The 24,927-nt window shown below is 56.3% G+C and carries 31 protein-coding genes and 2 pseudogenes; 15 read left to right on the forward strand and 18 right to left on the reverse strand.

Annotation, left to right across the window (positions count from 1 at the left end; all coding sequences use genetic code 11):
• Positions 1–201: 201 nt before the first annotated feature.
• From APH28_RS25035 to APH28_RS25045, 3 genes are read right to left on the reverse strand one after another with little or no spacing between them, the layout of a single operon-like run.
• Positions 202–1,527 (reverse strand): SDR family oxidoreductase, encoded by a 1,326-nt coding sequence (locus APH28_RS25035; RefSeq protein ID WP_054902857.1) that lies wholly within the window; start codon positions 1,525–1,527, stop codon positions 202–204.
• Between the two features lie 32 nt (positions 1,528–1,559).
• A complete protein-coding gene (locus tag APH28_RS25040; RefSeq protein ID WP_054902856.1) occupies positions 1,560–1,793 on the reverse strand; it encodes a PLD nuclease N-terminal domain-containing protein in 234 nt (77 codons plus the stop codon).
• 13 nt (positions 1,794–1,806) lie between these two features.
• The gene (locus APH28_RS25045; protein WP_054902855.1) at positions 1,807–3,009 is read right to left on the reverse strand and encodes a zinc-dependent alcohol dehydrogenase; all 1,203 of its coding nucleotides are present in this window, start codon (positions 3,007–3,009) and stop codon (positions 1,807–1,809) included.
• Between the two features lie 280 nt (positions 3,010–3,289).
• Between APH28_RS25045 and APH28_RS29295 the strand changes: the two genes are divergently transcribed.
• Entirely contained in the window at positions 3,290–3,601 is a 312-nt protein-coding gene (locus APH28_RS29295; RefSeq protein WP_054902876.1) for a hypothetical protein, read from the forward strand.
• Positions 3,602–3,727: 126 nt separating this feature from the next.
• Here the strand turns inward: APH28_RS29295 and APH28_RS25055 are convergent, their stop codons facing one another.
• Positions 3,728–4,111, reverse strand: a complete 384-nt coding sequence (locus APH28_RS25055; RefSeq protein WP_060513155.1) for an NUDIX domain-containing protein — start codon at positions 4,109–4,111, stop codon at positions 3,728–3,730.
• Between the two features lie 216 nt (positions 4,112–4,327).
• Between APH28_RS25055 and APH28_RS25060 the strand changes: the two genes are divergently transcribed.
• Entirely contained in the window at positions 4,328–4,717 is a 390-nt protein-coding gene (locus APH28_RS25060) for an NUDIX hydrolase (protein WP_054902853.1), read from the forward strand.
• Between the two features lie 10 nt (positions 4,718–4,727).
• On the opposite strand, the gene APH28_RS25065 is transcribed toward APH28_RS25060, so the two are convergent.
• The gene (locus APH28_RS25065; protein WP_054902852.1) at positions 4,728–5,513 is read right to left on the reverse strand and encodes a CHAD domain-containing protein; all 786 of its coding nucleotides are present in this window, start codon (positions 5,511–5,513) and stop codon (positions 4,728–4,730) included.
• A gap of 153 nt (positions 5,514–5,666) precedes the next feature.
• Positions 5,667–5,840: a hypothetical protein gene (locus tag APH28_RS28755; protein ID WP_156340949.1), complete on the reverse strand. Its 174-nt coding sequence runs from the start codon at positions 5,838–5,840 to the stop codon at positions 5,667–5,669.
• 242 nt (positions 5,841–6,082) lie between these two features.
• Between APH28_RS28755 and APH28_RS25070 the strand changes: the two genes are divergently transcribed.
• On the forward strand, positions 6,083–6,373 hold the full coding sequence (locus APH28_RS25070; RefSeq protein WP_054902851.1) for a hypothetical protein: 291 nt from the start codon (positions 6,083–6,085) through the stop codon (positions 6,371–6,373).
• A 34-nt stretch (positions 6,374–6,407) separates the two neighbouring features.
• Here APH28_RS25070 and APH28_RS25075 read toward each other — a convergent pair whose 3' ends face one another.
• Entirely contained in the window at positions 6,408–6,635 is a 228-nt protein-coding gene (locus APH28_RS25075; RefSeq protein WP_060513156.1) for a hypothetical protein, read from the reverse strand.
• A gap of 12 nt (positions 6,636–6,647) precedes the next feature.
• Positions 6,648–6,938 (reverse strand): hypothetical protein, encoded by a 291-nt coding sequence (locus tag APH28_RS29300; RefSeq protein ID WP_054902849.1) that lies wholly within the window; start codon positions 6,936–6,938, stop codon positions 6,648–6,650.
• 257 nt (positions 6,939–7,195) lie between these two features.
• Between APH28_RS29300 and APH28_RS25085 the strand changes: the two genes are divergently transcribed.
• Together APH28_RS25085 and APH28_RS25090 are read left to right on the forward strand one after the other, a co-directional pair.
• Entirely contained in the window at positions 7,196–7,630 is a 435-nt protein-coding gene (locus tag APH28_RS25085; RefSeq protein ID WP_054902848.1) for an NUDIX domain-containing protein, read from the forward strand.
• Positions 7,631–7,688: 58 nt separating this feature from the next.
• Entirely contained in the window at positions 7,689–7,961 is a 273-nt protein-coding gene (locus APH28_RS25090; protein ID WP_054902847.1) for a PepSY domain-containing protein, read from the forward strand.
• Between the two features lie 196 nt (positions 7,962–8,157).
• Here the strand turns inward: APH28_RS25090 and APH28_RS25095 are convergent, their stop codons facing one another.
• The 5 genes and pseudogenes from APH28_RS25095 to APH28_RS25125 form a co-directional block, all read right to left on the reverse strand.
• Positions 8,158–9,294, reverse strand: coding sequence for a sensor histidine kinase KdpD (locus tag APH28_RS25095; protein ID WP_054902846.1), 1,137 nt, complete (start codon positions 9,292–9,294; stop codon positions 8,158–8,160).
• A gap of 576 nt (positions 9,295–9,870) precedes the next feature.
• Positions 9,871–10,209, reverse strand: coding sequence for a hypothetical protein (locus APH28_RS25105; RefSeq protein ID WP_054902844.1), 339 nt, complete (start codon positions 10,207–10,209; stop codon positions 9,871–9,873).
• A 677-nt stretch (positions 10,210–10,886) separates the two neighbouring features.
• Positions 10,887–11,681 carry an OBAP family protein gene (locus APH28_RS25115; protein ID WP_054902843.1) on the reverse strand — a complete coding sequence of 265 codons (795 nt, stop codon included), beginning with the start codon at positions 11,679–11,681 and terminating at the stop codon, positions 10,887–10,889.
• 246 nt (positions 11,682–11,927) lie between these two features.
• A pseudogene (locus APH28_RS25120) lies at positions 11,928–12,620 on the reverse strand (DUF421 domain-containing protein).
• A gap of 644 nt (positions 12,621–13,264) precedes the next feature.
• On the reverse strand, positions 13,265–13,789 hold the full coding sequence (locus APH28_RS25125; protein WP_054902842.1) for a toll/interleukin-1 receptor domain-containing protein: 525 nt from the start codon (positions 13,787–13,789) through the stop codon (positions 13,265–13,267).
• Between the two features lie 1,023 nt (positions 13,790–14,812).
• Between APH28_RS25125 and APH28_RS25130 the strand changes: the two genes are divergently transcribed.
• On the forward strand, positions 14,813–15,820 hold the full coding sequence (locus APH28_RS25130) for a hypothetical protein (protein ID WP_054902841.1): 1,008 nt from the start codon (positions 14,813–14,815) through the stop codon (positions 15,818–15,820).
• 169 nt (positions 15,821–15,989) lie between these two features.
• Positions 15,990–16,352 (forward strand): histone-like nucleoid-structuring protein, MvaT/MvaU family, encoded by a 363-nt coding sequence (locus APH28_RS25135; protein WP_054902840.1) that lies wholly within the window; start codon positions 15,990–15,992, stop codon positions 16,350–16,352.
• A gap of 72 nt (positions 16,353–16,424) precedes the next feature.
• Here APH28_RS25135 and APH28_RS29595 read toward each other — a convergent pair whose 3' ends face one another.
• Positions 16,425–16,568, reverse strand: a complete 144-nt coding sequence (locus tag APH28_RS29595; protein ID WP_082422863.1) for a helix-turn-helix domain-containing protein — start codon at positions 16,566–16,568, stop codon at positions 16,425–16,427.
• A 38-nt stretch (positions 16,569–16,606) separates the two neighbouring features.
• On the opposite strand from APH28_RS29595, the gene APH28_RS25140 reads away from it, so the two are divergent.
• Positions 16,607–16,819, forward strand: a complete 213-nt coding sequence (locus APH28_RS25140; RefSeq protein ID WP_146024524.1) for a hypothetical protein — start codon at positions 16,607–16,609, stop codon at positions 16,817–16,819.
• A gap of 555 nt (positions 16,820–17,374) precedes the next feature.
• Here the strand turns inward: APH28_RS25140 and APH28_RS25145 are convergent.
• Entirely contained in the window at positions 17,375–17,956 is a 582-nt protein-coding gene (locus APH28_RS25145; RefSeq protein WP_054902838.1) for a hypothetical protein, read from the reverse strand.
• A gap of 476 nt (positions 17,957–18,432) precedes the next feature.
• Positions 18,433–18,885 (reverse strand): helix-turn-helix domain-containing protein, encoded by a 453-nt coding sequence (locus APH28_RS25150; RefSeq protein WP_054902837.1) that lies wholly within the window; start codon positions 18,883–18,885, stop codon positions 18,433–18,435.
• 322 nt (positions 18,886–19,207) lie between these two features.
• Between APH28_RS25150 and APH28_RS25155 the strand changes: the two genes are divergently transcribed.
• The 3 genes from APH28_RS25155 (at position 19,208) to APH28_RS25165 (ending at position 20,543) form a co-directional block, all read left to right on the forward strand.
• Entirely contained in the window at positions 19,208–19,645 is a 438-nt protein-coding gene (locus tag APH28_RS25155) for a hypothetical protein (RefSeq protein WP_054902836.1), read from the forward strand.
• A gap of 141 nt (positions 19,646–19,786) precedes the next feature.
• Complete coding sequence (locus tag APH28_RS25160; protein WP_054902835.1) at positions 19,787–20,128, forward strand: hypothetical protein; 342 nt, start codon at positions 19,787–19,789, stop codon at positions 20,126–20,128.
• A 223-nt stretch (positions 20,129–20,351) separates the two neighbouring features.
• Complete coding sequence (locus APH28_RS25165; protein ID WP_054902834.1) at positions 20,352–20,543, forward strand: MbcA/ParS/Xre antitoxin family protein; 192 nt, start codon at positions 20,352–20,354, stop codon at positions 20,541–20,543.
• Positions 20,544–20,775: 232 nt separating this feature from the next.
• Here the strand turns inward: APH28_RS25165 and APH28_RS25170 are convergent.
• Positions 20,776–21,546 (reverse strand): annotated as a pseudogene (locus APH28_RS25170) (mechanosensitive ion channel family protein); the annotation flags it as partial.
• Between the two features lie 106 nt (positions 21,547–21,652).
• On the opposite strand from APH28_RS25170, the gene APH28_RS25175 reads away from it, so the two are divergent.
• Positions 21,653–23,014, forward strand: a complete 1,362-nt coding sequence (locus APH28_RS25175; RefSeq protein WP_060513157.1) for a DEAD/DEAH box helicase — start codon at positions 21,653–21,655, stop codon at positions 23,012–23,014.
• 155 nt (positions 23,015–23,169) lie between these two features.
• On the opposite strand, the gene APH28_RS25180 is transcribed toward APH28_RS25175, so the two are convergent.
• Positions 23,170–23,442 carry a hypothetical protein gene (locus APH28_RS25180; RefSeq protein ID WP_060513158.1) on the reverse strand — a complete coding sequence of 91 codons (273 nt, stop codon included), beginning with the start codon at positions 23,440–23,442 and terminating at the stop codon, positions 23,170–23,172.
• A 320-nt stretch (positions 23,443–23,762) separates the two neighbouring features.
• On the opposite strand from APH28_RS25180, the gene APH28_RS28440 reads away from it, so the two are divergent.
• From APH28_RS28440 to APH28_RS25195, 3 genes are all read left to right on the forward strand, one after another.
• The gene (locus tag APH28_RS28440) at positions 23,763–24,008 is read left to right on the forward strand and encodes a BrnT family toxin (RefSeq protein ID WP_256250251.1); all 246 of its coding nucleotides are present in this window, start codon (positions 23,763–23,765) and stop codon (positions 24,006–24,008) included.
• Entirely contained in the window at positions 23,986–24,240 is a 255-nt protein-coding gene (locus APH28_RS25190; protein ID WP_060513166.1) for a BrnA antitoxin family protein, read from the forward strand. Before APH28_RS28440 ends, APH28_RS25190 begins: the two co-directional genes overlap by 23 nt.
• A 285-nt stretch (positions 24,241–24,525) precedes the next feature.
• Positions 24,526–24,921: a hypothetical protein gene (locus tag APH28_RS25195; RefSeq protein WP_060513160.1), complete on the forward strand. Its 396-nt coding sequence runs from the start codon at positions 24,526–24,528 to the stop codon at positions 24,919–24,921.
• Positions 24,922–24,927: the final 6 nt, after the last annotated feature.

The following is a 24,927-nucleotide window of genomic DNA, read 5'->3' on the forward strand; positions in this document are numbered from 1 at the left end:
CTTCGCCAGGCCGATGAGATGGATCGTCGAGGGATTATCTGCTGGCAGGAATGGCGCGATCTTCGTCTGGAGGCTGACGCTGCTTACTTGAGAGCGGTAGCAGGGGAGGACTATCGCTCGGTTAATCCCACAAGCTCGTCAGCAGAGTAGGATCGAACGTGATCTCGCAATCACGCTCATTCCTCGGTACGCAGACCGCCTCTAGTTATCCCTGCGTCGTGAATGTGTGAGGGTAAAACCCACAAGGATTCCCAGCGCCGCTGCGCCGATCAGCAGGAGCGTCTTATCTTTTGGCTTCCTCCAACCTCCGTCGATACCCCTCCTGCCACTCGGAGGCTCAAAGAGGTTGCCTGATGATGCTTCGGCTATGGGGCTGCGATTTATCCCCCAGCGCGTCAGCCTTCCTGACAACAGAGGCAGGCCTGGTATCAGGTAGCTGGCCAAATGCGCGAGGCGCGCCGCAGCGCCAACCGTGGTGTGAGCACGAGGCGAGATTGCGCAGGCCACCATAGCCTTCGCCACCATTTCGGGATCGTATACGGGGCCTGGCGGTGTCAGCGCATGCCCGGTGTAGTTACCGCCGTCTCGGAAGCCTGGTGTGTCCATGACGGCTGGATAGATATCGCACACATGGATGTTGGGAAACTCAGTCAATTCGCCCCGCAATGCCTCGGTCAGTCCGCGCAAGCCGAACTTGCTCGCCGAGTACGCGGCGGCGTAGGGCTGTGCCACCCAGCTGCCCAGCGACAGCGTGTTGATCAGAATGCCGCTGCCCTGTGCCTTGAAGAAGGGAAGGGCGACGTAGGCCCCTCGCAGGTAACCGATCAGGTCAGTCTGGATGACCTGCTCGTGCGCCTCCAACGGCGTTTCTTCGAAATTGCCGACCGCGCCGACCCCGGCATTGTTGACCCAGATATCGATCCGTCCCTGTCCAAAGTCTGCGGCCTGAGCGGCAAGCGCTTGAACCTGGTCGCTGTGGGTGACGTCGGTCGTGATCGCTATGGCATCCGTACCGCAATCGGTGCATTCATCCAGCACGTCGAACAACGCCTCTTCATCGCGTGCGGCGAGTACAAGGCGAGCACCTTTGCACGCAAAGGCATGCGCGGCGGCTCGGCCTATGCCGCTGGATGCGCCGGTGATGACCACGACCTTGCCGCGCAGAGGCCCTCTGAGCGGAGCGCCACGGTCAGGCGCTTCTCGTTTCGTAGCCGAGGCGCTGGGGTCAAGGGGTGCAATGGGGTCGCTGGCCTCGATCCGCGAGAGCTCAAGGGAGGTGCCATCGACCAGGGTCAACGTCAGCCCTTCGACCGTGCCTGCCGCTCGGTTTGGAAATACGGGCTCACCTTCAGCATCCAGGCTGTCGTAGATGAAGCGTGTACCTTCGAGCCAGCCCACGGCGGTGAGAAGTTCAGGGCCGAGATAATACTTCCCGTCTTGAAAGAAGCCTGGAAACTGATGAGCGCGCTCCACGTTTTCCACGCGATAGCGTTCGCCTGATTTCATCCCTGTCGCTTGATCGATCATATTGAAACCCCTGTAAGTGGAGCTCGGAAATGTCAGCCTTTGCTGTGCTCGTCGGAAGTGGGCCCGGTACCGCGCTTGATACCGCGCGGGCCAGCAACGCCCCAGATACCTAGGCCAATTAACGGTAGCGCGACGATCAGCAGGGCCCAGGCCGCTTTGACTGCATCTGACTTGTCGCTTCTGAACACGCTGACAATGGCCCACAGATCGATGAGTAAAAGGATTGCCGCGACGGCAATCCAGAAGTAGCTGGCGACCTCATTCATGATCTTGTCTCCTCTACACGTAGTCAGGGCCCAAGGTGCCCGGTGCAGCGCCCGGCACCAGGATGACTTTGCGACAGTTGTCCTGCTTCTGGTCGAACATCTTGTAGCCCATGGCCGCTTCTTCGAGTGCTAGGCGGTGGGTGACGATGAGTTCCGGTTGCAGGCGTCCCGCCTCGATGTGTTCAAGAAGTTCAGGCAAGTATTTCTGCACGTGGGTCTGGCCCATCTTGAACGTGAGGCCTTTGTCGAAGGCGTCGCCGAACATGAAGGCGTGGATGAAGCCGGCGTACACACCCGGCACACTGACAACGCCGCCGCGACGCACTGCAGCAATGCTCTGGCGCAGCGCCTTGCCACTGCTGCCTTCGATTTTCAGCGCCGTCATCACCGTTTCGGCAGTGCTGCCCTTTGCCTCGAAACCGACCGCATCAATCACTGCATCGACGCCGCGCATGCCTGGTGTCTGGCGGATGATGCTGTCGGCGGGATCGTCGTCTTGCTCGAAATTGATCGGTATGACGCCGTAAGCCTCGCGGGCGTAGGCCAGGCGGTAGTCGTTGTCATCGACCATGAAGATGGTCTGTGCCCCGAGCATTCGCGCACAGGCGGCGCTTAGCAAGCCCACCGGCCCGGCACCATAGATCGCCAGCGATGAACCCTGGCCAATCTCGGCATTGATGACCGCCTGCCAAGCGGTGGGCAGAATGTCCGAGAGGAACAGCACCTTGTCATCGGCCAGGTCGGTGGGCACTTTGAACGGGCCGACGTTACCTTTGGGCACCCTCACGTAATCCGCTTGGCCGCCAGGGATACCGCCATAGAGATGGCTGTATCCGAACAGCGCGGCGCCCGGGGGAATGCCCTTCTTGTTGATGATCGAGCCCCGCCCCGTATTGGTGGTTTCGCAGGCAGCGAACAGATCGTGCTGACAGAAGAAGCAGTTGCCGCAAGCGATCACAAAGGGAATCACCACGCGGTCGCCGATCTGGAGATTGGTGACGGCATTCCCGGTGTCCTCGACGATGCCCATGAACTCATGGCCGAAGATATCGCCGGCTTCGGTTTCTGGGATTTTGCCTCGGTAAAGGTGCAAGTCGGAACCGCAAATGGCTGTGGCGGTGACCCTGAGGATGATGTCGTCTTCTTGCTCGATGATCGGGTCAGGAACGTTATCGACCCTGACGTCGTGTGCTCCGTGGTAGGTCAGTGCTCTCATGAATGTCAGCTCCTGCAGCCGCGTAATTTCGTGATCGGTATGCAGGGGAAGCCATGGCGGACAGCAAAGTTCAGACCAACAAGGCAGGCGGTACTGATTCGCTGCCTATCCGAAAGTTGGCTGAACCAATCGGATCACATCGATATCAGAGCGATCTAAATGGAGCTGCTGGGACGAATCGGTGGCCATCCATCATAATCGGCTGTTCGAAAGGGCTAGCTGTGAGAATCCCAAGCTCGGGGGCTTCAACCGTTCCGCTTTAAAGCTAAAGGGGGCTGGCATGCGAATACGTGGTGATGTCTTCTGGAAATGGGCTGACCCCGCGCTTGCCCACCGCAGTTATGATGAAACGCTGGACGACGGAACCGCTATAGAAGTCCAGACGAGGTTGTCACGAACCGGAGCCACCCAGGTTTTTATCGGAGTTTATGCCGCGAGTGGAATGCCCCTTCACGAAGAGGCATTTGCTGCCATGCCGGGCGAATCGATGAATCGTGCGCTGGCTTGGGGGATAGGACGGGCCAAAAGCATTGCCAATGAGCCAAATAGGAAAGGCATTAAGCGACCGCCATTCAGTACGATGGGGGAGTAGGCAAGCCCAGCCAAAACCAGAAAATTTCTCCTCGTACCGATACTTTTCTTGGGACGGGCAAGTTTTCTGATCGATACTCATCAGTGCTGCTGCCTATTGAACATCAAGCTCCTTGGCTGATTCAGGCTATTCGTTAGCGGTGATTATTCCTTCTCGTCTTAGCAGATCTACGTTGGTTGGCTTGACTGAGGTTTTGGTGATTTCCTGGATCGAGAACCAGCGACACTCCACTATCTCGTGCGAAGGTCGAGGCATCATGCTGGCCGGAACGGCCATTCGGTACAGCCAGTGCTCTTCCGCTTGGAGCACGTGATGCCCCAAAAACTGAGCGTCAGTCAGTTCTAGGCACGTTTCTTCCCGTAGTTCACGACGTGCCGCTTCAAGCTGCGTTTCGCCAGGATCGATTTTCCCGCCAGGGAGTGACCACTGAGGTGCCTCCTTGCGTACAAGCAATACCTTCCCTGCCTGCAGGCAGATGACGGTGGAATGAAGTTCTCTCGATGGGCTCATCACTTGTCCTCCCTTTGACGGAAGGCTCTCATGATCTGGTGAAGTTCACTTGATGCGTCGAAAGGCGTTCGACTTACCTGAGCAGGGCATTACACGCTTCGGCGCCGATAACTTGAACGTTGCCCTCGTTACACCGGTCATCTAACCGACACACGGAAGATTTATTCTCGGCAAGGAACCTGCCGGATCTAGGCCAGCCAACGTTAAGGGCAGCGCATGAAGGCAATGGACACTGCAACAGCGAAACGCAAAGGCATCAAGCTGCGCGCCACCATCATCTATCGCAAGGATGGTGAAGTCTTGTTCGTTCGCAAGCGCAACGCCAAGTGGAACCTACCTGGTGGCCGAGTCGAGCGAGACGAGACGCCGCATGAGGCGGCTATGCGGGAGATGGCCGAAGAAACTGGTCTCGCATTCGACGAGCTCCGTTACCTCACGATGTACCGGGAAGACAAGGTGATCCATTACCTGTTCGAAGCCCGCAAGTCAGACGATAAACCACGCCCTCGAAACGAGATCGAAGCTTGTCGTTGGATCAAGGCTAGGGATGTACCGAAGCGTCGAGTAAGGCGCCCGATCAAAACCATCCTGAAACGCTGCGCCTGATCAGGCCACGTTAACCGTTTGTTTCAAATCCCGAGCGCTTGCGCGCTTCGGCGTCCGCTTCATTCTTCTGCGTCTGGGCCTTCTTCGAGATGGCCGGAAGCAGCTGCTTCAGCTTTTTCAGTTCGGCCTCAGCCTGCGCCAGTTCTTTCTCCGACGACTCTGCCCAGAGACTTTCGAGAGGTTGAAGATCAGGCTCTTCGTGGACACGCAGGCACCATTGGTGGTGGTCGTGCCATGAGCCCAAGGCACCCTGAACTTTCTTCAGCGATTTCGCAGCTTCAGGGGAGAGCGGCGACAACTCTTCAAATGCTTCGGTGAGATAGCGAGCCCGCTTGACCAGGATCCGCAACTCATGGCGGTCGTGATGCTTGTCATCTACCGCGATATGTACCTTGTCCAGCAGCTTGGTCAGTGACTTCATCACCGCCCCACGCAGCGCTTTATCGTCATGCCCAGCAGAAGAGGATCTGAAAGTTGCCGGCCAGAGATCGAGGGCGGTGAACAGTTCGTTGAGCTCCTGACTCTTCGCGATAGCTTTGTACTGATCAGGCAATCGACTTCTTCGGGCCTGGGCGGCTTCGGTCAGTCCACGTGTATCCAGCTCTCCCGCCATGACCTCAAGATCTCTGGTGGGAGTAGTAAGTCGACCTACCTCGGCGGCAGCTGCTTTCAAGCGCTCCACGCCTTCGAGCTTGCGGACGGGGATCAGTAAGCTTCGGATACGTCTGACGGCGATCCGCATGTCATGTAACGCCTCGTCATCGGTCGAAGCCAGAAGGCGTTCTCTGGCATTCATAAGCGTCACTTCGAGCTCTACAAACTCGCAACGTACAGGTCAACAAACGCCATCTCGTCCTCCCCCTTGATGAAGTACGGGTGCTGAACCACTCACCGTATCGCTTACACATCAGATGTGATGGGCGAGTATAGATTTTGGTTCGGTGGCTGCTCAGGCTGAAGCTTCTGCAGATGTTACGAAGGCATGTTGAGCGGCCTGCAGCCGCTCTTGCAGACGAGCAACATAGGCCTCAGCTTCAACTGCATTCGCGAACGAAACTGGATGGCCGTCAATGATTACTTTGCAGCCTGATCCGTGTTCGTCGACCTGGATATCGATCTTCATGCCCGCCATCTCCTTGGTGTTGTTTTGGCGGCGCGGAGGGTAACGTAAATAGATCAGCAGGAAAATCGCCAGGGCCGCTCTAGCATGCAGGTTTCATCGATTATCATCAGTTCGGCAAAACGCTGTAACAACTCCAACCGTCTGATTATGAATGGATTTGCCGGCCATTTGGATGCATGAGAGCCGCTGTGGGCTATGGTGGGATGACCATCTGTCTAATACTAAAGTCGTAGGAGAGCGGCATGCGCATACGCGGTGACATTTTTTGGAAATGGTCAGACCCGACGCTTCATCACCGAACTCACGATGAGACGCTGGACGACGGCACGACGATGGATATCCAAGTGCGGTTGTCGCGAACGGGCAGCACTCAAATGTTCATAGGCGTGTATGCCGGCAGTGGTATGGCACTGCATGAAGAAGCCTTCGACACGCGTCCAGGAGAGTCGATGACGCGTGCCTTGGCCTGGGGGGTTGGCCGTGCGAGGTGCCTCGCCACCGAGCGAAACCAGCCTTCGCAACGGCTTGCTTAAACAATGTGCTGGTAGCCGAGGGTCGCAATTTTTCTCAGTGATCCACTTCTTGATGAATCCAGGCGGTATAAGCCGCTTTGAGAGATTGAGGCAGGTGTGGTGAGTCGGGTTTCAATGCGCCCGGCTTTTTCACCCACTCGGTCAGCCAGGCGATGACCAGAGTGCGAGTGACAGGGCTAGGCCCAACCTGGCGCTCTAGCTCCGCAGCTATCTGATCCAAGAACGCGATCTCAGCGTCCAATTGGGCTAGCTGATCAGCCATTGTCTCGTCCTCCTACCCCATGTGCTGCTTTCGTTCCAGGGCGGATAGAGCCAGCGCACGACCCCTGCCCGCGCCCCACGCCATGGCCCGAGTTACCGATTCACCAGGCCGTTTTGCATAGGCTTCTTCAATCCTGGCCAAGCCCGAGCGCTCGTAGATCCCGATGAACAACTGCGTGTCGCCAGTACGGGAGAGCCGAACCTGAACATCGAGCTTGGCTCCATCATCTAGCTCTTCCTCGTGGGAATGGTGCTGTAGAGCTGGATCTGCCCAAGCCCAAAATACTGCTCCTCGATGTCGCATCCTTGCCTCCTGATTACCTCTCCTTCAAGCGAGCTTAGTCCGTTTCGTCTAGATCGGTGGTTTCAATCATTTCAGGACATTCCAGTGCATGTCTTTGACTCACTCATGATCATGTGACCGGTGGGAATTCAGAGACTTCATGCTTCTTCGCATGGAAAACCGTCAATTCGGAACTCTGCATTCAGCCATGGATCATCAGATCATGGATGATCATTTTCGCGTTAAGGATGTCGCCCATTCTCTAGGTGCGATCCCTTATGAGCGTCACTACGCATCGCCCAGTCAGAGCTAAGGCCACGATCATCTGCTTACGAAATGACAAGGTTCTGCTTGTCCGCAGGAAGGGGGCTAAATGGAAGTTTCCAAGCGGCGTGCTCGCGACCGGCGAAGCGCCAATCGTTGCCGCTGCCCGTGAGCTTTGGAAGGCGCTGGCGCTTCATTGCTCAGGCTTGAACGCTGTGGGCACCGTCGAGGTAGGCAATGTTCTCCACCATATTTTTACGACTGACGTACCCGACGGTTGCTGCGTCGCGCTTGGCAGAGGCATCGTTCATTGTAAGTGGATTTGTTGGGAGGAGCTGAGTTCAACCATGCTGAAACCCACAGCCGCTGCTTTGCTTTCACGAGACCTGCAGGAGCTCGTTCACCATGATGGGTGCCCGGAATCAGTCTCGTCTTTCAACACAAACTGAACGTCAAGATCAGCGTTCGGGTCGGATCGTTAACTGTCATGAAAAAAGGAAGTTAGTGATGAAAGCGATGACACGAGTGTTCACTGGCCTGGCGTTGGTTGGTGCTATGGGGGCTACTTCTGCATGGGCTGATACGCCCGGTGCTGACTGGAAGGTGAACAAGGATCAGGCTGAGGCCACCTTGAAAGGCGCAGGCTACACCCAGATTACCAAGATCGAAGCTGACGATGGTCACTGGGAAGGCGAGGGTATCAAGGCTGATGGCAAGCAATACGAGTTCCAGGTTGATCCGCACGACGGCAAGATTATCAAAGACGAGCTGGATAACTGATCAGGGCGGGTGTTGCTCTCTGAGCGGCCCGTGCCTAAGGCGCGGGCTTTTTTTCGTTAGTCATCCCAAACGGATTTCGGCGTTTCTGGGCCAGTCTCCTGGCAACGGAAGCAAGCGGCGGCTATCGACCCAGCTAACCTTGAGGTTTCTCCCCAAGGTCAAAGAGCAAGCTTTTCGCTCGTTCTAATAACAGGGATTATGTCGATGGCTGTCTCGGAAAGCTCACTCGAAAAGTCGTGCCTTGCTCAGGGCTAGATACGACTTGAATGCTGCCGGCATGGCTGGCCGTGATTTCCTTGGCTATGAACAACCCTAGCCCTAGACCTTGGCTCTGCTCACCGTCAGCACGACTTGCGCGTGTTAAGCGTGCTTCAGGATCAAATAGGTAGGTGATCTGGTCGGCAGAGATTGGTTTTCCCCAGTTGTGTACCTCAATTACGGCCATGTTCTCAACGCAGCTAGCACCTACTCGAATCGGCCGCTCAACATCCCCGTGTCGTATGGCATTTACCATCAGATTGGATATCACCTGGCTCATGCGTAGCGGATCGACGCTCGCCGGCAGTGCATCGGTACGTTCGAAAACAACGTTAATCTGTGGATGGGCGAAGCAGACCTCTTGTACAACCCTGGCACACAACGAAGTCAGATCGATATCCTGACGTTGCACCGTGATGCCCAGGCCCAGGTTGCATCTGGCGAGATCCAGTAGATCGTTTACCAACTGATTGGCACGTTCGGCACTCGTATCGATCTGCACCGCCAAGCTCTGTTCACGGTCTCCCCACTGCTTGGCTCTGGTAAGCAGCGCCGCTCCCATTTTAATGGCCGTTAGTGGTGATCGAAGATCGTGACCCAGTACCCCCAGCACCATTTTGCGTGTGGTATCGACAGCCTTGCCATAGGATGCGATGGACTCTACAAGAGCCTGATCGATAGCTTCGTTGAAACGGATTATTTCGGGTACACGATCCGCTTGATCGAGTGATGCTTCCTGTGAAAGCCAAAGCCTGAGCACGCTGGATCTGAGGGCTCTGTACTCGGATACCATCTGATCGAGGGTAAATCCATCCAGAAGGCGAAGTACGGCATGAGTCTCAGCAGCGCTTTCGCCCTCAATAGCTGGGCCTAAACCCTGCGATTTATCGATCTCCTGCTGCAAGCTCTGTGGTGTATCCATATCGCGAGCCACGGCTTGGAGGATGAAGGCGGCATGATTTCTTAAGCCCTTGTCACTAAGCGCTTCGCGAGGTAATTCAACGGTACGAGCGAAATCCTCCCAAGCCTGCAGGATGCTGCCCATGTGCTGAGTGATGAATGTCGACAACCGCATGCAGCCTGCCCTCCGTCCTAATCGCGTATCTTTTCCGTTGAGTCTGTAGAAGCGTAGCTCCCTGGCATCTGGTTGGTGACTTCCAGCGCAACGCGACTGATTTGATACTAAAGCAAGCGTCCGCTACGGGGCGACTGCTGTCACTCGCCAAAGGAATTGAGCACGCTGATAATCTCGGCAGTTCAGCTCTGGGTTGCCCAGAGGCATCCTCGTCGAACTGCTTTGTCCAACAGGCGATACGCTTTTGCTGACAAAGGCTGCGCATGAGGGGGCGGATTTACCGGGAGGGTTTCCGCTACAGCAAAGCGGAGGTGCTGTTGCTCGACCTCAGCCAGCGTAATGAGATTAGTGGTGACCTGTTCGGGCTGCTCAGCTAGTGGCGAGTGAGAAGCTGATGGGGGGGCAATCCATGGACGATGGGAACGATGCGTCTGGCGAGCGCCCCGGTCGACCTGTCATGGGGATGATGAGCCAAAGCTTCACGACACGAGTTAATGAGCTCTGTACTGTTTACTGCAAATAGAGCGGGGCCATGAGCAAGGCCAGGGCTTCCAGCTCCCCTGGCCCTAAACAACCTTACCGGTTGTCTTCAGTCATGCCGCTGTCTTCGTCCTGCACCGCTTGCGAAGCTTCGTCAATTTCGCTTTGGCCATTGTCCGATTTGGGCCCCGTGGTATGACCTCCCATGCCGCCTCTATGAGCTGTACCAACTGCGCCCTGGTGATCGCTTTGGTACCCACCGCCTAAATCCTGACCATCTTGATGCAAATCTCGTTGAAGGTCGGATTCGCTCTCCGACAACTGTCCACCTCTTTGATCAGGCTCAGATGGTCGGTGTGGATCATTCTCGAAGCCATCAGGATTGTTTTGAGTGGTGCCACCTTGCTGACCGGTTTTTTCTTGATCGTTTGCCATGATCTCGCACCTCGTGTGGTCACACAGAGAGCCTGTGTGTTCTGGTGAGATGCTTGGCGAATTAGGGACGCTCCCTTTACTTTCGTATTAGCTGACCGGGTGCGCGAAAGATCGTGAAGCGCAACGAATCGTGTAATAAAGGTTGCTGCATAGCTTGTGCAGTTGTCCGCGCTCGGTATGCCACTACCCGGCGTCCAAGAGAGGCAGGCGCTGCCTGATGTCGGCAATCAGCCGTCTACCTTCTGCCTCCATCAGATCGCCATAATTGGCAATGGCGGCACACCCTCGGCACGTGAGGATAGCCTTCTTGTTCAACCTCTGTGGTACTACAAGGTCTTGCCCACCGCATTTGAGACATCTCAAGGTGACGCTCACAGTTTTCCTCTCCATGGACGTTGATCAGAATCCTTCCCTCGCCGTGCTGATCACTAAACACGGTGCGGTACATGGAGTGTCGCGGTGTGCTGATCGTTCACTTTGAGACAAGGACTAGGCCGGGCATTTGAGTGTCGGCAACTAGCAAGCGGAGCGCGCAGCCCATGGAGGGGCGGAGGCGTGAGGATGGAAGCCCGGTAGGGCCGTGACCCTGGCAGCGCCAGGGTGCGGTACACGACAGCCGCTCCCCCGAAAGGGGGGACACGCCCGAGGCCCCATCCACACAAAGCTGATGCAGGCGGCTATTGGCTGGATCGGCTATTTGTAGTGGATGGTGTAGCTGTTGAAGGGCGATGTAAATGGGCACCGGTTGGATCGGTGATTTGAATGACGTTACCGTGCTGCCAGCCATTCGCCTGGGGATCAGCATCAGGAATACGAATGTCAGCCCGCTCAGCTTTGGTTTTTGCAGCATCCACACCCAGGCGCCGATTGCGCTGTTCGACCATCGCCGGGCTAGCCTGGCCATCAGCGGTAAAGCCCATCATCAATTGCGGCACACCTACAGGCAGCGATTTATCCTGATCGGTGTGCCAGGTGTGCCATGTCTTCCCATAAGTATGCGCCAGTCGCTCCATCAAGGCATGTTCAGCAGGAGCAGGGATGCCTGGGGCGATCAGCTGCCCAGACGCGACCTCGTAGCCATGACTGTGCCACATCGCCTTCTCCTTGATTGGTAATCCGGCAAACAGCTTCTCGTCGATGATGTACTCGACGCCCATGATCTTCGCACACTTGGTATTGCCGTCGAATATCACACACTGAATGACATCCTCGTTGAGGATGGAGCAGTAGTGATGCGCTTCCATTTGCACGTCCTGATGGCCGTTGTAGAAGTGAAATCCATCCAGGTAGGCGTTGATGGCCTCAATGGGCGGCTTGGACTGCAGCGTCGCGGCGCCGGTTTCCAGCAACTGGGTTTTTGCCGACTCTGGCCGGCCTGGTGCCTCCACAGGAGACTTCGTTTCGGGAGCGGCGCATGCCCACAGCAGAGTGCAGGCAAGGGGAAGAGTTATCGATTGGAATAGCTGTCGCATGAGGAAGCCTCTGGCTGATGTCCTTAGAGGACAGCTTTGGCCGATGAAGCGGACAGCCCAACGGACGAATGGCCCGAGTCGATGAGGAATGGCGGGCAAAAGAAAGCCCGCTGCTAGGCGGGCAAGGGAGCTTCTATCACACGTAGGGATAGCTAACGCTCCCACATAGCATGTGAAAAGGGCGTGAATAAATCCGTCAGTGAAGACGGTGCCTGTCCAACCCCCGCGCTATTAAGTGGATTAGGTCTAGCGGTTGCGCACGGTATCCAATGCAGGTGACCAGACGTTATGTCCGCAGCGTTCACACACGACTGAGTCTTGAGGTTCATGGAAGGTTGGGAAGCCGCAGCTGACGCAACAGTGAAGGCCCGCGTTCGGCGGTGCCAGGTACTCCGGACGATGTTCGACTGGGAGCACCGACAGCCCTGGCCGGGTGTCATCTTGCCCATAGAAATACAGACTGAGATCGCCATCGGTTTCCAATAGGCCGAGTCGAACTTGGCCGAGATGCTCCACGCCTTGTTGGCGCAGCTCCATGAAGAGCTCGTTGGACGAGATGTTCAAATTCCGCAGCTAATGGATCTCGTACATTCCGTCCTTTACGACCGTGATGGGCAGTCCATCGATCCAGGCCTCGCATGTTTTGCTGCGCCTCATCATGTAGACGGTTCCGCGATAGAGCAGCAAGAGCGTAAGGAAAACCAATGCGACCGGGAGGAGGGGTACATCTTCATAAAAAGTCACATCGCCTGCGGCTGAGCCCAAGGTGAGGATCACCACGAGCTCGAATCGGGACAGCTGCCTGATTCCGCGTCGACCACTGAATTTCAAAAAGAAGAACACGGCTAGAAACGCCGCTGAAACACGAAGGGCGACCTCCAAGAGGAAGGTCAGCGGGAACTCGCCAATGAGCATCCTTTGTAGATCAAATGAAACCATTCGCTGTACCCCGCCAGTTGCAATCTCCCGTTACAGACTGACCCGCAATTATCGATCTTGGTTCATGCGGCGGTGTCGGCGAGATCAGTAGACCTTTTGCCATACGTTGATTGGTGCAAGGCTTTGGATTCCATAGTAGCTGGGTGACGTGCGGTTAGATGGACGCGCGCTTCGGGACTGCGCCCATATCTATGTGGCAGCAGATCTTCGCCCTTGGACGAAGCTCCCAATTATTGGGGGGTGAGTTGCAGTTTGGGCAACTGAGCTGGGATTCACTGAAAGTAGCTATTTCATAAGTGCTCAACATGTCCGTAGACTCGCCGAGCTCAGATTGCGACGATGATGTCTTCGCGACCACACTTTTCTGAGCCGCCAATCATCAATACCTGGTTTTGTCCGAGGTCATTGTCACTATCTGCATCTGAGCAGTCTGCAAGTGGCTTGGCACAAGAATGGCTGGTGTTTCGGTACTCCAATGGCGAAGTTGAATCCGTAGGCATCCATTGGCATTGCTGTCGACACCTTGAATCTGGCGGCCCCCCTGGGGAGGAGAAGGCGATTAGCCTGCCGGGATGTCCCAAGGGCAGGCAACAGCGGATGGGCATGCCCGATTATCTCCAGGCATGCTGTGTGGACGCTTGATGTTAGGATGCTTGGGCATCATTAGACTTTAGCAAATCGGCGATCTCAGCAGCGATCTCATCAATGGTGTGCACCGCGGTGCTGCGCGCCACCTTGTCCGCGATCGAAGAACTGAAATCCATCACCTGCTGCTTGGTGATGTTGTGCCAAATCGGCAGCAATATCTGTTCGCCAGAAACCGAGCGGGTAACGATCCCGTCCAATTCGTAATTCGTCCATCCCTTCTTGATAAACGCTGGGGACAGAACCACAAGTCCAACGCGGCTATTAACCAAGCCTTTATCAATTTTTTGACGCAAGCTGTCCCCGATACGAAGTGTCATTTCGTCAAACCATACCTTGAGCCCAACTGCAATCAACGCATTGGCCAATGGCCTGACAAACTCGTCCTTGTCCTCAGATGCATGAGATATGAACACGTCATAGGTTTGCCCGTTCGACTGCGCCGGAGTTGGAACCTCGCTGCGGACTAGGCTTGGTACCTCAGATAGCGGACGACGATAGATTTCCGGAACTCCACTGGGCAAAGCACGTGACGTGCGCCCCCCACCCCCACCAGATGAAGAGGATGATGACGGAGAAGAGTATGAGGTGGAGGAATATGAGCGTGCTCCATAGCCCCCATAGCGATTTCTACACGCAGGACAATTTGCTGCCGCGCTTGCGGAGCGGTGACCCTTACTAGGTGCGGTGCATGTCGCCATATCGATTCTGACTCCCCAAACGCAATGTGCGCCTTGTACGTGCCCTGCCTCAGTCATGGCATTAGCGGGACAATCCCATAGGTTCAGCGCTAGAAAATCATGCCAGTTTGAAGCGCCTAAACTGAAGGATTACTGATATCAACGTGCCATGCAACCCTTTTGGGGTATAGCGAAACGTGGATCGCTGGCAAGCAGCGGAAACTATGGAAGGAACTTTCGAGTGCGCTTGTGTGGCTGAATTGAACTCGGTTTCGTAGATACCTCGAACGGCTGCAAAGAATCGATTGCGGTCGGTCACCACTGGCTGTTTTCGACCCAGGGGTGCCAGTGCAGTTGCCAGTAATTATGTGGGAGTGGGCTTGTCCCGCGAAGCGGCCGGCCCATGCATTGGAGGTAGCTGGCACGGGCTACGCCCGTGTTCGCTGGGCAAGCCCGCTCCCACAAAAATCAACTCTGAGTTCACCGCCAGCAACGCGTCGTAGGCTAGCGGTCATCATTTACCTCTTTCTATCCAAAGCTCCCAAACGGGAGCGATGGTCACGCTCAATTCCCAAAGCCTGTGGCCGTGGACGAAGACCGTGAGATACCCGCGTTGTGAGCTTCACTGGTACCCATCTCCCTGAGTAATAGATGATCAGGCCACATGCTGGATCAGGGCCCGATGTGTTGTATCTCGAAGTAGCACTCCACCTCGTCTTTGGCCTACCTCTTTCGGCTGAATAACCTGCAGTTCCGTGGAGAAATCATTGTCGCTAGGGGCGAGACGGGATCAAATGATGCAGCCAGTTCAAGCTGTGATAGCGGCTATGTTAATGTGCCATCACGAAGCCAGTAAGGAATATTGTGATGGGTTGGAAAGGGACAGTTCGATCTCTGCAAGCGTCTGCAAGGCGAGCAGAACGTAATGCGCATCGCCGCCAACGTGAGCTGGAGAAGCGGCAGAAAGAGTTCGCGAGAATGGAGGCCCTCGAACAGGCGGCCTACGAAGTCGAGGTGTATGAGAACCACATTGATATCCTGCTCTCGATGCATAAGGAATGCGCTGAGCCGGTCAAATGGAAGAAGATTCTGTCCAAGCCTGAGCCTAAGCCGCCCGTGAAAAGCGGGGCCCTTGAACAGGCCGCTATGCAGGCCTCGGCGACTTATCGTCCAAACTTCTGGGCCAAGCTGTTTAAGTTGGAAAGCCGTCAGCGTGCGGCCCTCATCGCGAAAATCGCCACTGCCGCAACTGAAGATGAACGGCTGTTCCAGGCGCAGTTTGAAGAATGGAAGACTCAGCATTCTGATTGGTCGGAGGAGCGGGACATTGCCCTGCGGATTCTTGATGGCGATCGCCAGGCAAAGCTCGACGCTATCGAGGCGTTCGAGTCGTTCGAGGAAATTTCGCACCTTGGCTCATCCATACAGATGATCGTTCATGAGGGAGGCGTGCTGGAAGCAAAGCTGGCTATTCACGGCTCGCACGTCATTCCCACCGAGATCAAATCGCTGCTCAAAAGCGGAAAACTGTCGACCAAGGCGATGCCTGCAGGCCGCTTCAACGAACTCCACCAGGATTACGTGTGCAGTTGCGCACTGCGGGTAGGCCGCGAGCTGCTGGCCATCTTGCCGGACGACCTCGTCATCGTTACGGCGATGGATAACGTGCTGAACAGCTCTACCGGGCACATGGAGGATCAGCCGATCCTCAGCGTTGCATTCTCCCGTGCCACTGTCGAAGGTCTTAACCTCGAAGCCATCGACCCTTCAGATGCGATGAAAAACTTTGTTCACAATATGAGCTTTAAAAAGGGTGCTGGCTTCTCGGCGGTAACGTCCTTAGACGCGCAGCGCTTTGCTCAGGTAGGTGTGTGAAGCAGCACAGGCCTAATTAGTGAGATGGATATAGTTTCCTTATATTGCTGCTGAGCCTGCAAGTGCTGTTGTGGTGAACTAACTCCACGTTGCAGCATCAAATTCATTAGGCCCAGCTCCACATTTGGGTTAACCTGTAAGCACTTTTTTAAATACCTGAGGACTACATATGTCTCGTTTGGCAGAATTCCGAAAGCTTGAGCAGACCCTGGCCGCGCAGCTCGCTGAGCTCGAGGCGATGAAGGGCAGCACCGAGCTGAAGAAAGAAATCGAATTTGAAGAAAAGCTTCGTGATTTGCTGAACAAGTACGGCTTCAGCCTGCGTGACATCATCAACCTGCTGGATCCTCAAGCGGGTCGTCGTAGCGCCCCGGCTGTGGCAGAGAAATCGCCGCGTCGTGCACGCCAAGTTAAGCAGTACAAGAACCCGCATAACGGGGAGATAATCGAGACAAAAGGCGGCAATCACAAGCTGCTGAAAGAGTGGAAGGCGCAGTACGGGGCCGAAGAAGTAGAAGCTTGGGTTTCCTGATTTATTGTTGCTGCACTCAAAACGGCCAATCTGGCCGTTTTTTTGTGTCAGGGAAATTGGTGAGGTAGCAGATCAGCCTTTCTTCCATATGTCGTTTACCGTCGACCATGGAATGCCAAGCTCATCTGAGATTTCTCGCTTGGATTTGCCAGCCGCTTTGGCTTTGAGCACCGCTTCAATCTTCGCTTGCCGTGCTGGCTGACCAGGCTTGTGGATTACAAGATGCCCACCTCAGGCTGACGACGAGGCTTTTGTTGGACGTGGCCAAGGCTGACCATGGGGCCGATGAAATCGCTGAACAGCTCACTCAGTGGTGGTCAGCAAAAGACGCGGCGCGTATTGCTCATGAGATCAAAGCTCACTTGATGCGTATCAACAGCGCCTCGCATGTCCCCAAAACGTCTGACGATCCGGACTTCATCCCCAGAATGATTGAGGCGGGAGAGCGGCGGATGACTGGGCCCTGATTGTGCGACAGGGGGAAGCTGACGCGGGATAGGTGGAGTACAAATGTATTCTTTCCTGTTTTCATGCCAGTGAATGGCTTAATGAGCGCCTGAATTTCTTCTGCTTTCAGCAATCCCAATGGTAGCGTCGCTCAAGTGCCCGTCTGAACGAGGCCGAGTCAACCCAGGAGATTACAAGCCTGCAAGTCGTACCGTTCGCGTCCTCTCGGATACTGATGTCTCCTAGGGAAGTCCCGCTATGATGCTGAAAATACATTGTGATCAAGTCCTGTGCACACTGGCGAACACACTCTAGGCGACGGGATTGACAGAAAAATGATGGATTGATGACGTCACTGAGAGGTACCAGCGGCAGTAAGCATGGCGGATCGTGCTGTCCGCAGTCCTAGTAGGAGTTGTCTGATCGCGGGTGGTCAGAAGCTAGGAATGAAGTGGCCCTGTTTACCAGGTACGAGATGAGAAGCCACAGCAGGGTTACGATGCTGTCCGGATGGATAAGATATGTGAGCTGCGAAAGGATGGAGGCGGGCGACCGACTGATCGCCCGCCGGAGGGTTAAATCAGGCCGCTCTTCTTCTGCGCGCGACGGATTCTGCGTTTGATTTTCTGAAGGGGAGGATCGGTGACGACCAGGTGCTCCTTCAGGAACAGTGAGGGGAAATTGGCTTTTGCTAGCGCCACTGGGACGGCTGCAAACGACCCCCAGTTCCACCGCCAGGCTGACAGCTCAGCGCCGGTCTCGATCACATAGAGCGGCTCTTCATAAAACGCGCGGAAGTCCATGATCGCCAATTGCTCGTAACCGGGCTTGGGCATACGAACCTCCCTCCCGTTTCTATCCCATCCAATGAAGTAAGAGTCATAGCCGATCGACTTGCCGTCAAAATGACTGAACCGCACATGCGCGATACCCTCTTCGGGAACACGCAAGGCGCAGATTTTCTTCATGAGCGTAGTGTAAAAGTCACCGAGGCGGTCGGATGGCGCCGTCTTCAGGCAGCCCTTGAAGTGCTCATAATCTTGGTAGCCCAGGCGCTGAGCCAGGTAACGAAGGTACTGGGTGTGTTTGAGCTTTGGGGCATCCGCAACCTTGGTGGTTTTAAAGGTTTCCAGGATGGTTTCGGCATTGAAACGCATGACATTGACTCCGGTGTCATGGCCGAAAAAGCACTCGTTAGACGAGATCTTTGCAGATCAGACGCGCTTTGCTGAGCTTGCTGCTAGCCGGGCTGGCCACGGGGAGTAATGTGGTAAGCAGGCACAACACCGTGCTTTCCCAACACAGCGGGGCGGTATACGGCAACCTGGGCACTTGGCCCTCGTCAGCAGGATAGCAAGGCTTCGAATTTGGGTGCAAGCGCTCTATCATCGTTCCTTGCTGCTTTAATACTTTGTGCTAGGGATGCGAAGTTTGGCTAGGTTGAGGGTGTGCTGATCACAGTGGCACGGGCCTGATCTTTGGCATCTGCTGCTGCAGAGGAGCTCGCCAGCAGGCTGGGCGTGGCTCTTTTGGGCATCAATACTTTAAGGGTCGCAGGCCCACTCCTCAGAGTGCATCCATACGGCTACTACGCTTGGCTGGCCGCGCTTGAAGCGGACAGGTCGAGAGAGGGTTAGCATTTTCTCCAGTAACGGCTCAGAGTGGATCTAGGTAAGTCCAGCAACGCCATGGCCTCTGATTGAGTCTTGCCCTCAGCCTTCAGCGCCTGCACCTTCAACAAAACTGCCTCAGCGCTCCTGGTGCGAGGATGTGCTTGCTTGACTGGCTCGGTGGGGAGTGGCGCATCGATCAGCTCCATGCGCTCCAACTGGTCGAGCGCCTGCTCCAGAATCTGCCTCGCGGTTTTCTGCTCATCAGCTGCGTGCACGAGCGCCAGGAAAGCGATCGGATGCAAGTTCAGCGCTTTCGCGAGCTCTTGGCTGGTTTCCAGAGTGGCATTGGATTTCAAGCCTTCCAGTCGACTGATGTGTGACTGAGTCACACCTCCAGCGACATCGTATTGCGAAAGCTGCTGCTGCTCTCGCAAAAGCTGGAGCACGGCCGCAAAGGCATCTCGAAGACTCATTTCATCCGCCCTGATAAAAGCGGAGGGTATGCCGCGTTTGCGTGCGCTCACTCAAATGTATATATTCATCGCTGTGGGAATCAGGTGGCTCTGTCAGCTTCGGCTGTAATTGGGGGTAGCCCTCTGACCGCAGGCCCTGGCCCGGAGGGGGCTCTTCAATATATCTCTAAATCGTAAATGAGTAGCGTCACCGTGTGGCAAGCCTCGGCCCGCACTCTGTGTGGCCCGTTAGCTATCCATCAACGATGAAAATTGATCTTTTCTTGTCCGAATCATCATGTCGAGGCGGTTTAGCTGTGCGTTGGAGTAAGCGAGGAAGGCGGTGGAATCAGTTCTAATTGCAGACATCCTGTACGGGGAGGCACGGAATCTTAATGGGTCGAGCCTCAGCGATGGCGACCTCATTAGCATCGTTCAAAAGGACTTTTCCGACCGTGCAGTTTGTGTGGTGAGGCAGTGGTTGTTGCTGGATGTTTTGCTGGCCGAGGGCATGCGCGCTGAGATCGAAGGGGAGGGGCGTCAGCCCACCATTCTCTACGCCCACAACGTGGTCTTTGATAACCGAGAATGCATTCCCGCGGGGGACGGTCTTGTGACCGATTACGAGCGAGAATTCTACGGCTGCCTGTTTGAAACCGGGGATGTCTTGGTGGTGCTTGCCGGCCGTGGTGGACGCAAATATGTGAGTCAGCCTGCGGTGGCCGCGCTGAAAAATCCCGACATTCGAAGTGCCGCAGGATTGCTGGTGCACGATCTTTAACGCCTGCAGGTGCCGCTTTCCTCCCTGGTCGTGCAATGGGGCCGCAAGCTCCAATATTCGTTTCTCTGCGCTGAGAAGCAGTGCTCAGTCGGGTGACCGGTTTTGACGTCGGGGCAGTAACTATTAAAGGAAATTTTCAGGGTGAGTAAGCTTAGAGTTCCGCCGTTTACCAATAAGCCGGCTTGGAGTGACTGCGCCGCGATACCGAGCGGTGTCGCAAAAGCCATGGACACGCAGTTCGACGTGACCGTAACGGCCTATCTTTCCTCTGTGCAGTACGGGGAGGGGGAGGCGTACATGATCGGCGTGATTTTTGGCGACGACCGTAAGCGGTTTACTGATGGCTCGACAATTTGCACATCAATAATTATGAAGACTGAAGAGCGGCGGGGCTACTTGATAGTCCACACCATGAACAGTTGTTATGTGATATGCGACTGGGCGGCAAGTAATGGGAAGGAAAATCTAGGCTTCGTTCATTGATGTTCCTGCCTGAGCTGGAGTTTGAAAGGAGTGAACTTCAGGATGTGGGTTTGCGCTGTCTCATTTTCTCAGAATTTACCAGTGAGGCGGTGCTGGTTTTCAGAAGGTGTTCAAGTGAGCGGGAAATGCAGGAATTTACTTAGGTCTGGCATCGTATGTCACGCCTAGCTAGCTCGGGTTGAGCGATTTTGGACGACCAACACCAAGGGCTGGGAGGGCATCTATGGATCGGATTGAGCGCCTCTGGCTGCGGGCTGAGCAGGTGTTTGGTGACAGAGCCAAAGCTGCCGTTTGGTTGTCGCAGCCTCGGGCCGCATTTGAAGGTTGCTCTGCGCTGGAGCTTGCACGTGAGGAGGCTGGCAATCGTCTGGTCGTCCAGACCCTGGAGCGGATTGCTCACGGCTACTGCTGCTGACAAGCATGACGTAACTACGCGTCATCGCGAAATCAACTGCGAGAATAGCAACGGATATTGAGCGCGGATCTTGCCCACAGGGGGAAGCGGAATGGGGCTCAAGGCGCGGGCTGGGCGGGAAAGGGGTTACGCAGGAGGGTGGCAGATAGTATATGAATTGGTAGTATGTGTACTATCTATGAGGCCAGGGTTTACGGGGTCTGTGGCGTAGGTAGTATATTATCCGCGGTTATAGACCACGGTTGCGGAAGGACTCGCTCATCAGGCGCCAGGTCGGGATCGAGACGATGGTTTTATCAAAGTTCTGCACTTTCACGGTGTGCAGGGTGATATCCACCACATCACCATCGGCACCGACCTGCGGCATCTCGATCCAGTCGCCCACGTGCAGCATGTCGTTGCTGGTCAGCTGCACACTGGCGACGAACGACAGCAGGGTGTCCTTGTATACCAACAGCAGCACCGCCGACATTGCACCCAGGCCCGACAGCAGCAACAGAGGCGAGCGGTCGATCAGGGTGGCGACGATGACGATCGAGGCGAAGATCCACAGCATCATCTTGGCCAGCTGCACGTAACCCTTGATCGAGCGGGTGCGGGCGTGTTCGGTGCGGGCGTAGATGTCCAGCAGGGCATCGAGCAGGCACGACAGGGCCATGGTCATGAACAGCAGGGTGAAGGCCAGGGCGAGGTTGCCGAGGAAGTGCTGGGCGGTGTCGGACAGCTCCGGCACCAGCTTCAGGCCGAACTGGATCACCAGCGACGGGGTGGTCTGGGCCAGGCGGTGGAAGACTTTGTTGTGGCGCAGGTCGTCGAGCCACTTCAACGCCGATTGGCGCGCCAGCAGGCGCGCGCCGTGCAGCGTCAGAAAGCGCGCCAGGCGCCCGAGGACCAGGGAAATCAGCAGCAGCACGGCCAGGCCGATGGCGGCGTGGAGCAGCGGATGTTGGTCGAGGGTGCCCCACAGGTCGAGGCTGTCACGCCAGATGCGTTGGATGTCCATAAGCTTGTAAACCGGTCTATTGCAGCGAAACGAAGCGCCATTAGAGCGCGGATGGCGAGAAAGTTGCCAAAAGAAATTCGGCTAAGGCGGCAGAAAACGTTACCCTATGCAACTGAATTTCCCGCACTTGCCTGAGGTTACCTCCGTGTTCTCCCAATTCGCCCTGCACGAACGCCTGCTTAAAGCCGTGGCCGAGCTTAAATTTGTCGAGCCAACCCCGGTGCAGGCCGCGGCCATCCCCCTGGCCCTGCAAGGGCGCGACCTGCGTGTGACTGCGCAGACTGGCAGCGGCAAGACCGCGGCGTTCGTCCTGCCGCTGCTCAACCGCCTGGTTGACCTGAAAGGCGGGCGTGTCGAAATCCGCTCGCTGATCCTGCTGCCGACCCGCGAGCTGGCCCAGCAGACCCTCAAGCAAGTGCAGCTGTTCTCGCAGTTCACCTATATCAAGGCTGGCCTGGTCACCGGCGGTGAAGACTTCAAGGAACAGGCCGCCATGCTGCGCAAGGTGCCGGACGTGCTGATCGGCACGCCGGGCCGCCTGCTCGAGCAGCTCAATGCCGGCAACCTCGACCTGTCCCACGTGCAGGTGCTGATCCTCGACGAAGCCGACCGCATGCTCGACATGGGCTTTGCCGAAGACATGGAGCGCCTGTGCAAGGAGTGCGAGAACCGCGAGCAGACGCTGCTGTTCTCGGCCACCACCGGCGGTGCGGCCCTGCGCGATATCATCGGCAAGGTCCTGAAAGACCCTGAGCACCTGATGCTCAACAGCGTCTCGCAGCTGGCTGAAGGCACCCGCCAGCAGGTCATCACCGCCGACCACGACCAGCACAAAGAGCAGATCGTGCAGTGGCTGCTGGCCAACGAGACCTTCGACAAGGCGATCATCTTCACCAACACCCGCGCCCTGGCCGACCGCATCTACGGTCACCTGGTGGCCAAGGACGTGAAGGCTTTCGTGCTGCACGGCGAGAAGGACCAGAAGGACCGCAAGCTGGCCATCGAGCGCTTCAAGCAGGGCAGCTCCAAGGTGCTGGTGGCCACCGACGTGGCGGCCCGCGGCCTGGACATCGACGGCCTGGACCTGGTGATCAACTTCGACATGCCACGCAGCGGTGACGAGTATGTGCACCGTGTGGGCCGCACCGGCCGTGCCGGTGGTGAAGGCCTGGCGATCTCTCTGATCACCCACAATGACTGGAACCTGATGTCCAGCATCGAGCGCTACCTCAAGCAGCAGTTCGAGCGTCGGGTGATCAAGGAAGTCAAAGGGACCTACAGCGGGCCGAAGAAGGTCAAGGCTTCGGGCAAGGCGGTGGGGGCCAAGAAGAAGAAGGTCGATAAGAAGACTGGCGAGAAGAAGGCCGCTGCGAAGCGCAAACCGACCGCCAAGCCGCGGCCGAATGCACCGCTGGCCAGTGCCGATGGGCTGGCACCGCTGAAGAAGCGCAAGCCTGCGGCTGAGTAAGGCTGACGCGCTGCCTGTAGGAGCGGCCTTGTGTCGCGAAAGGGCCGCAAAGCGGCCCCCGAACAAAAGCGTCAATGCGCACATCGCTGGGCTGCTCTGCAGCCCGTTCGCGACACAAGGCCGCTCCTACAGGGGCCGTGTCAGCCAGAAGCACTTTATTCCGTCTTTTTCTCCGCCTGTTTCAGCTCCTTGATCCGCTTGTCGATCAACTGACACTTGTCGGGCAAGTCCTTGCTCGCCGTCCCCAGCTCCATCCCCTGGAGCTCGTCATTTATCTCCTTGGCCTTCTGCGGGTTCTGCTCGGTCAGCTGACTGACCAGCCCGGCCAGCTCCTCCCGTTTCTGTGTCGCTTCTTCCGGCGTGCAGGCCCAGGCGGGCAGGGCACAGCACAGGGCGGTGGCGCAGGCGATGCGCAGCAGCGGTTTCATCCTTTCTACCTCCAGCAGTGGTTTGCCCGGTGGAGGCGCGTGCCGGCGAGTTGGTTCAGCGCCAACGACCGATGGCTATAACCCCGGGTACAAGAACCGCGATCCCCCTCGGCTTTAGTTTGAAGTCGTAACGGAACCTCGCTAGCCGCTTGATTAGGCTACTTCCGCTCCATGCTGTAGTCCTTTTCCCAAAGCCTCCTGGCGCTATTGAAGGGCGAGCGATTGCCCTCTAGTCTCGCCATCAAACAGGAGGTATCGTATGTACAGATGTAAATACGGAGCGTCCCATGTTGTTTGAGTAGGACGAAGCGAAGAACCAGATCAACATCCGCAAACACGGCATCGATTTCTCCGATGTACCGGATATGTTCAATCATCCGATGCTGATTCGCCGGGATGATTGTCCGGACCACGATGAGGAGCGCTGGGTCAGCCTTGGCTGGTTGAAGTGCCTGATAGGGGTTGTCGTCTACACGGAAAGGCAGGGTGATGTCATTCGAATCATCTCTGCGCGAAAAGCCACACGATGGGAGGCCAAAAATTATGACCAAAGCATCGAAAACTGATTGGAGTCGCCTGGCTCAACAGAGCGACAGCGATATCGATACCTCTGATATCCCCGAACTGGGAGAAGACTTTTTCCGCGAAGCCGAACTGCGCGTTCCAGCCAAGCAGACGGTCACCATACGCCTGGATTCTGATGTTCTTGCCTGGTTCAAGGAGCAGGGAGCCGGATATCAAACCCGGATCAACCAGCTGCTGCGACAATACATGCAGGCGCAACAACGCCAGCGCTGATCGCATTGGCATCTCGAAGCCCGACCACCCATTTTCTGAAAACTACTGGATTCGAATTTTTTTAATCGCTCGAATGTAGTTTAAAAAAAACACATTCGTGGGATACAGCAAATAGTTTCTACCTTTTGCCACCTGATCCACGACCTTGCTTCAGCCCGTTCCAGTTGCGGGTTCTGCCGTAGCCCAATTCGGCAAGGTTCGTGTCTGGATAACTTTTGGAACACTCCCGCCTGCCAACGGGTCCCAACTTGTGTACCCCCTTCGTCCACAGCAGGAGCCATATCCATGAGCAGCACCTACGACTGGGACCTGATCGAGCGTTTGCTGCACGAAGTGCAGAACGGCGCCGGTCACAGCTTCACGCCACGCCCCTATGCCGAGCAGCACGCTGCGGCGCTGGCCGCCAAGGGGCAGCCGGTGGGTGATCTCGACCACCTGAAAACCCGCGCCTGCGAGTACGAAAAGCTGTTGTTCGAGCGTGGCTTCATCGAGAGCCGCGAGCAGGAGGAGGGCGGCAATGGCGAGAACTTCGTACTTACCGAGCGCGGTTCGCGGCTGCTGAGCCTGATCGACAGCAGCATCCCGGGCTTCGAGCACCCACGTCAGGTGCTGGATGAGCAGGAGGACGGGCTGGACGAAACGACCTTCGAGCACGTCTCTGCAAAAGCACAGATCGCTTGAGGTCGT

The organism is Pseudomonas sp. NBRC 111124 (genome assembly GCF_001320245.1).
GTDB lineage: Bacteria > Pseudomonadota > Gammaproteobacteria > Pseudomonadales > Pseudomonadaceae > Aquipseudomonas.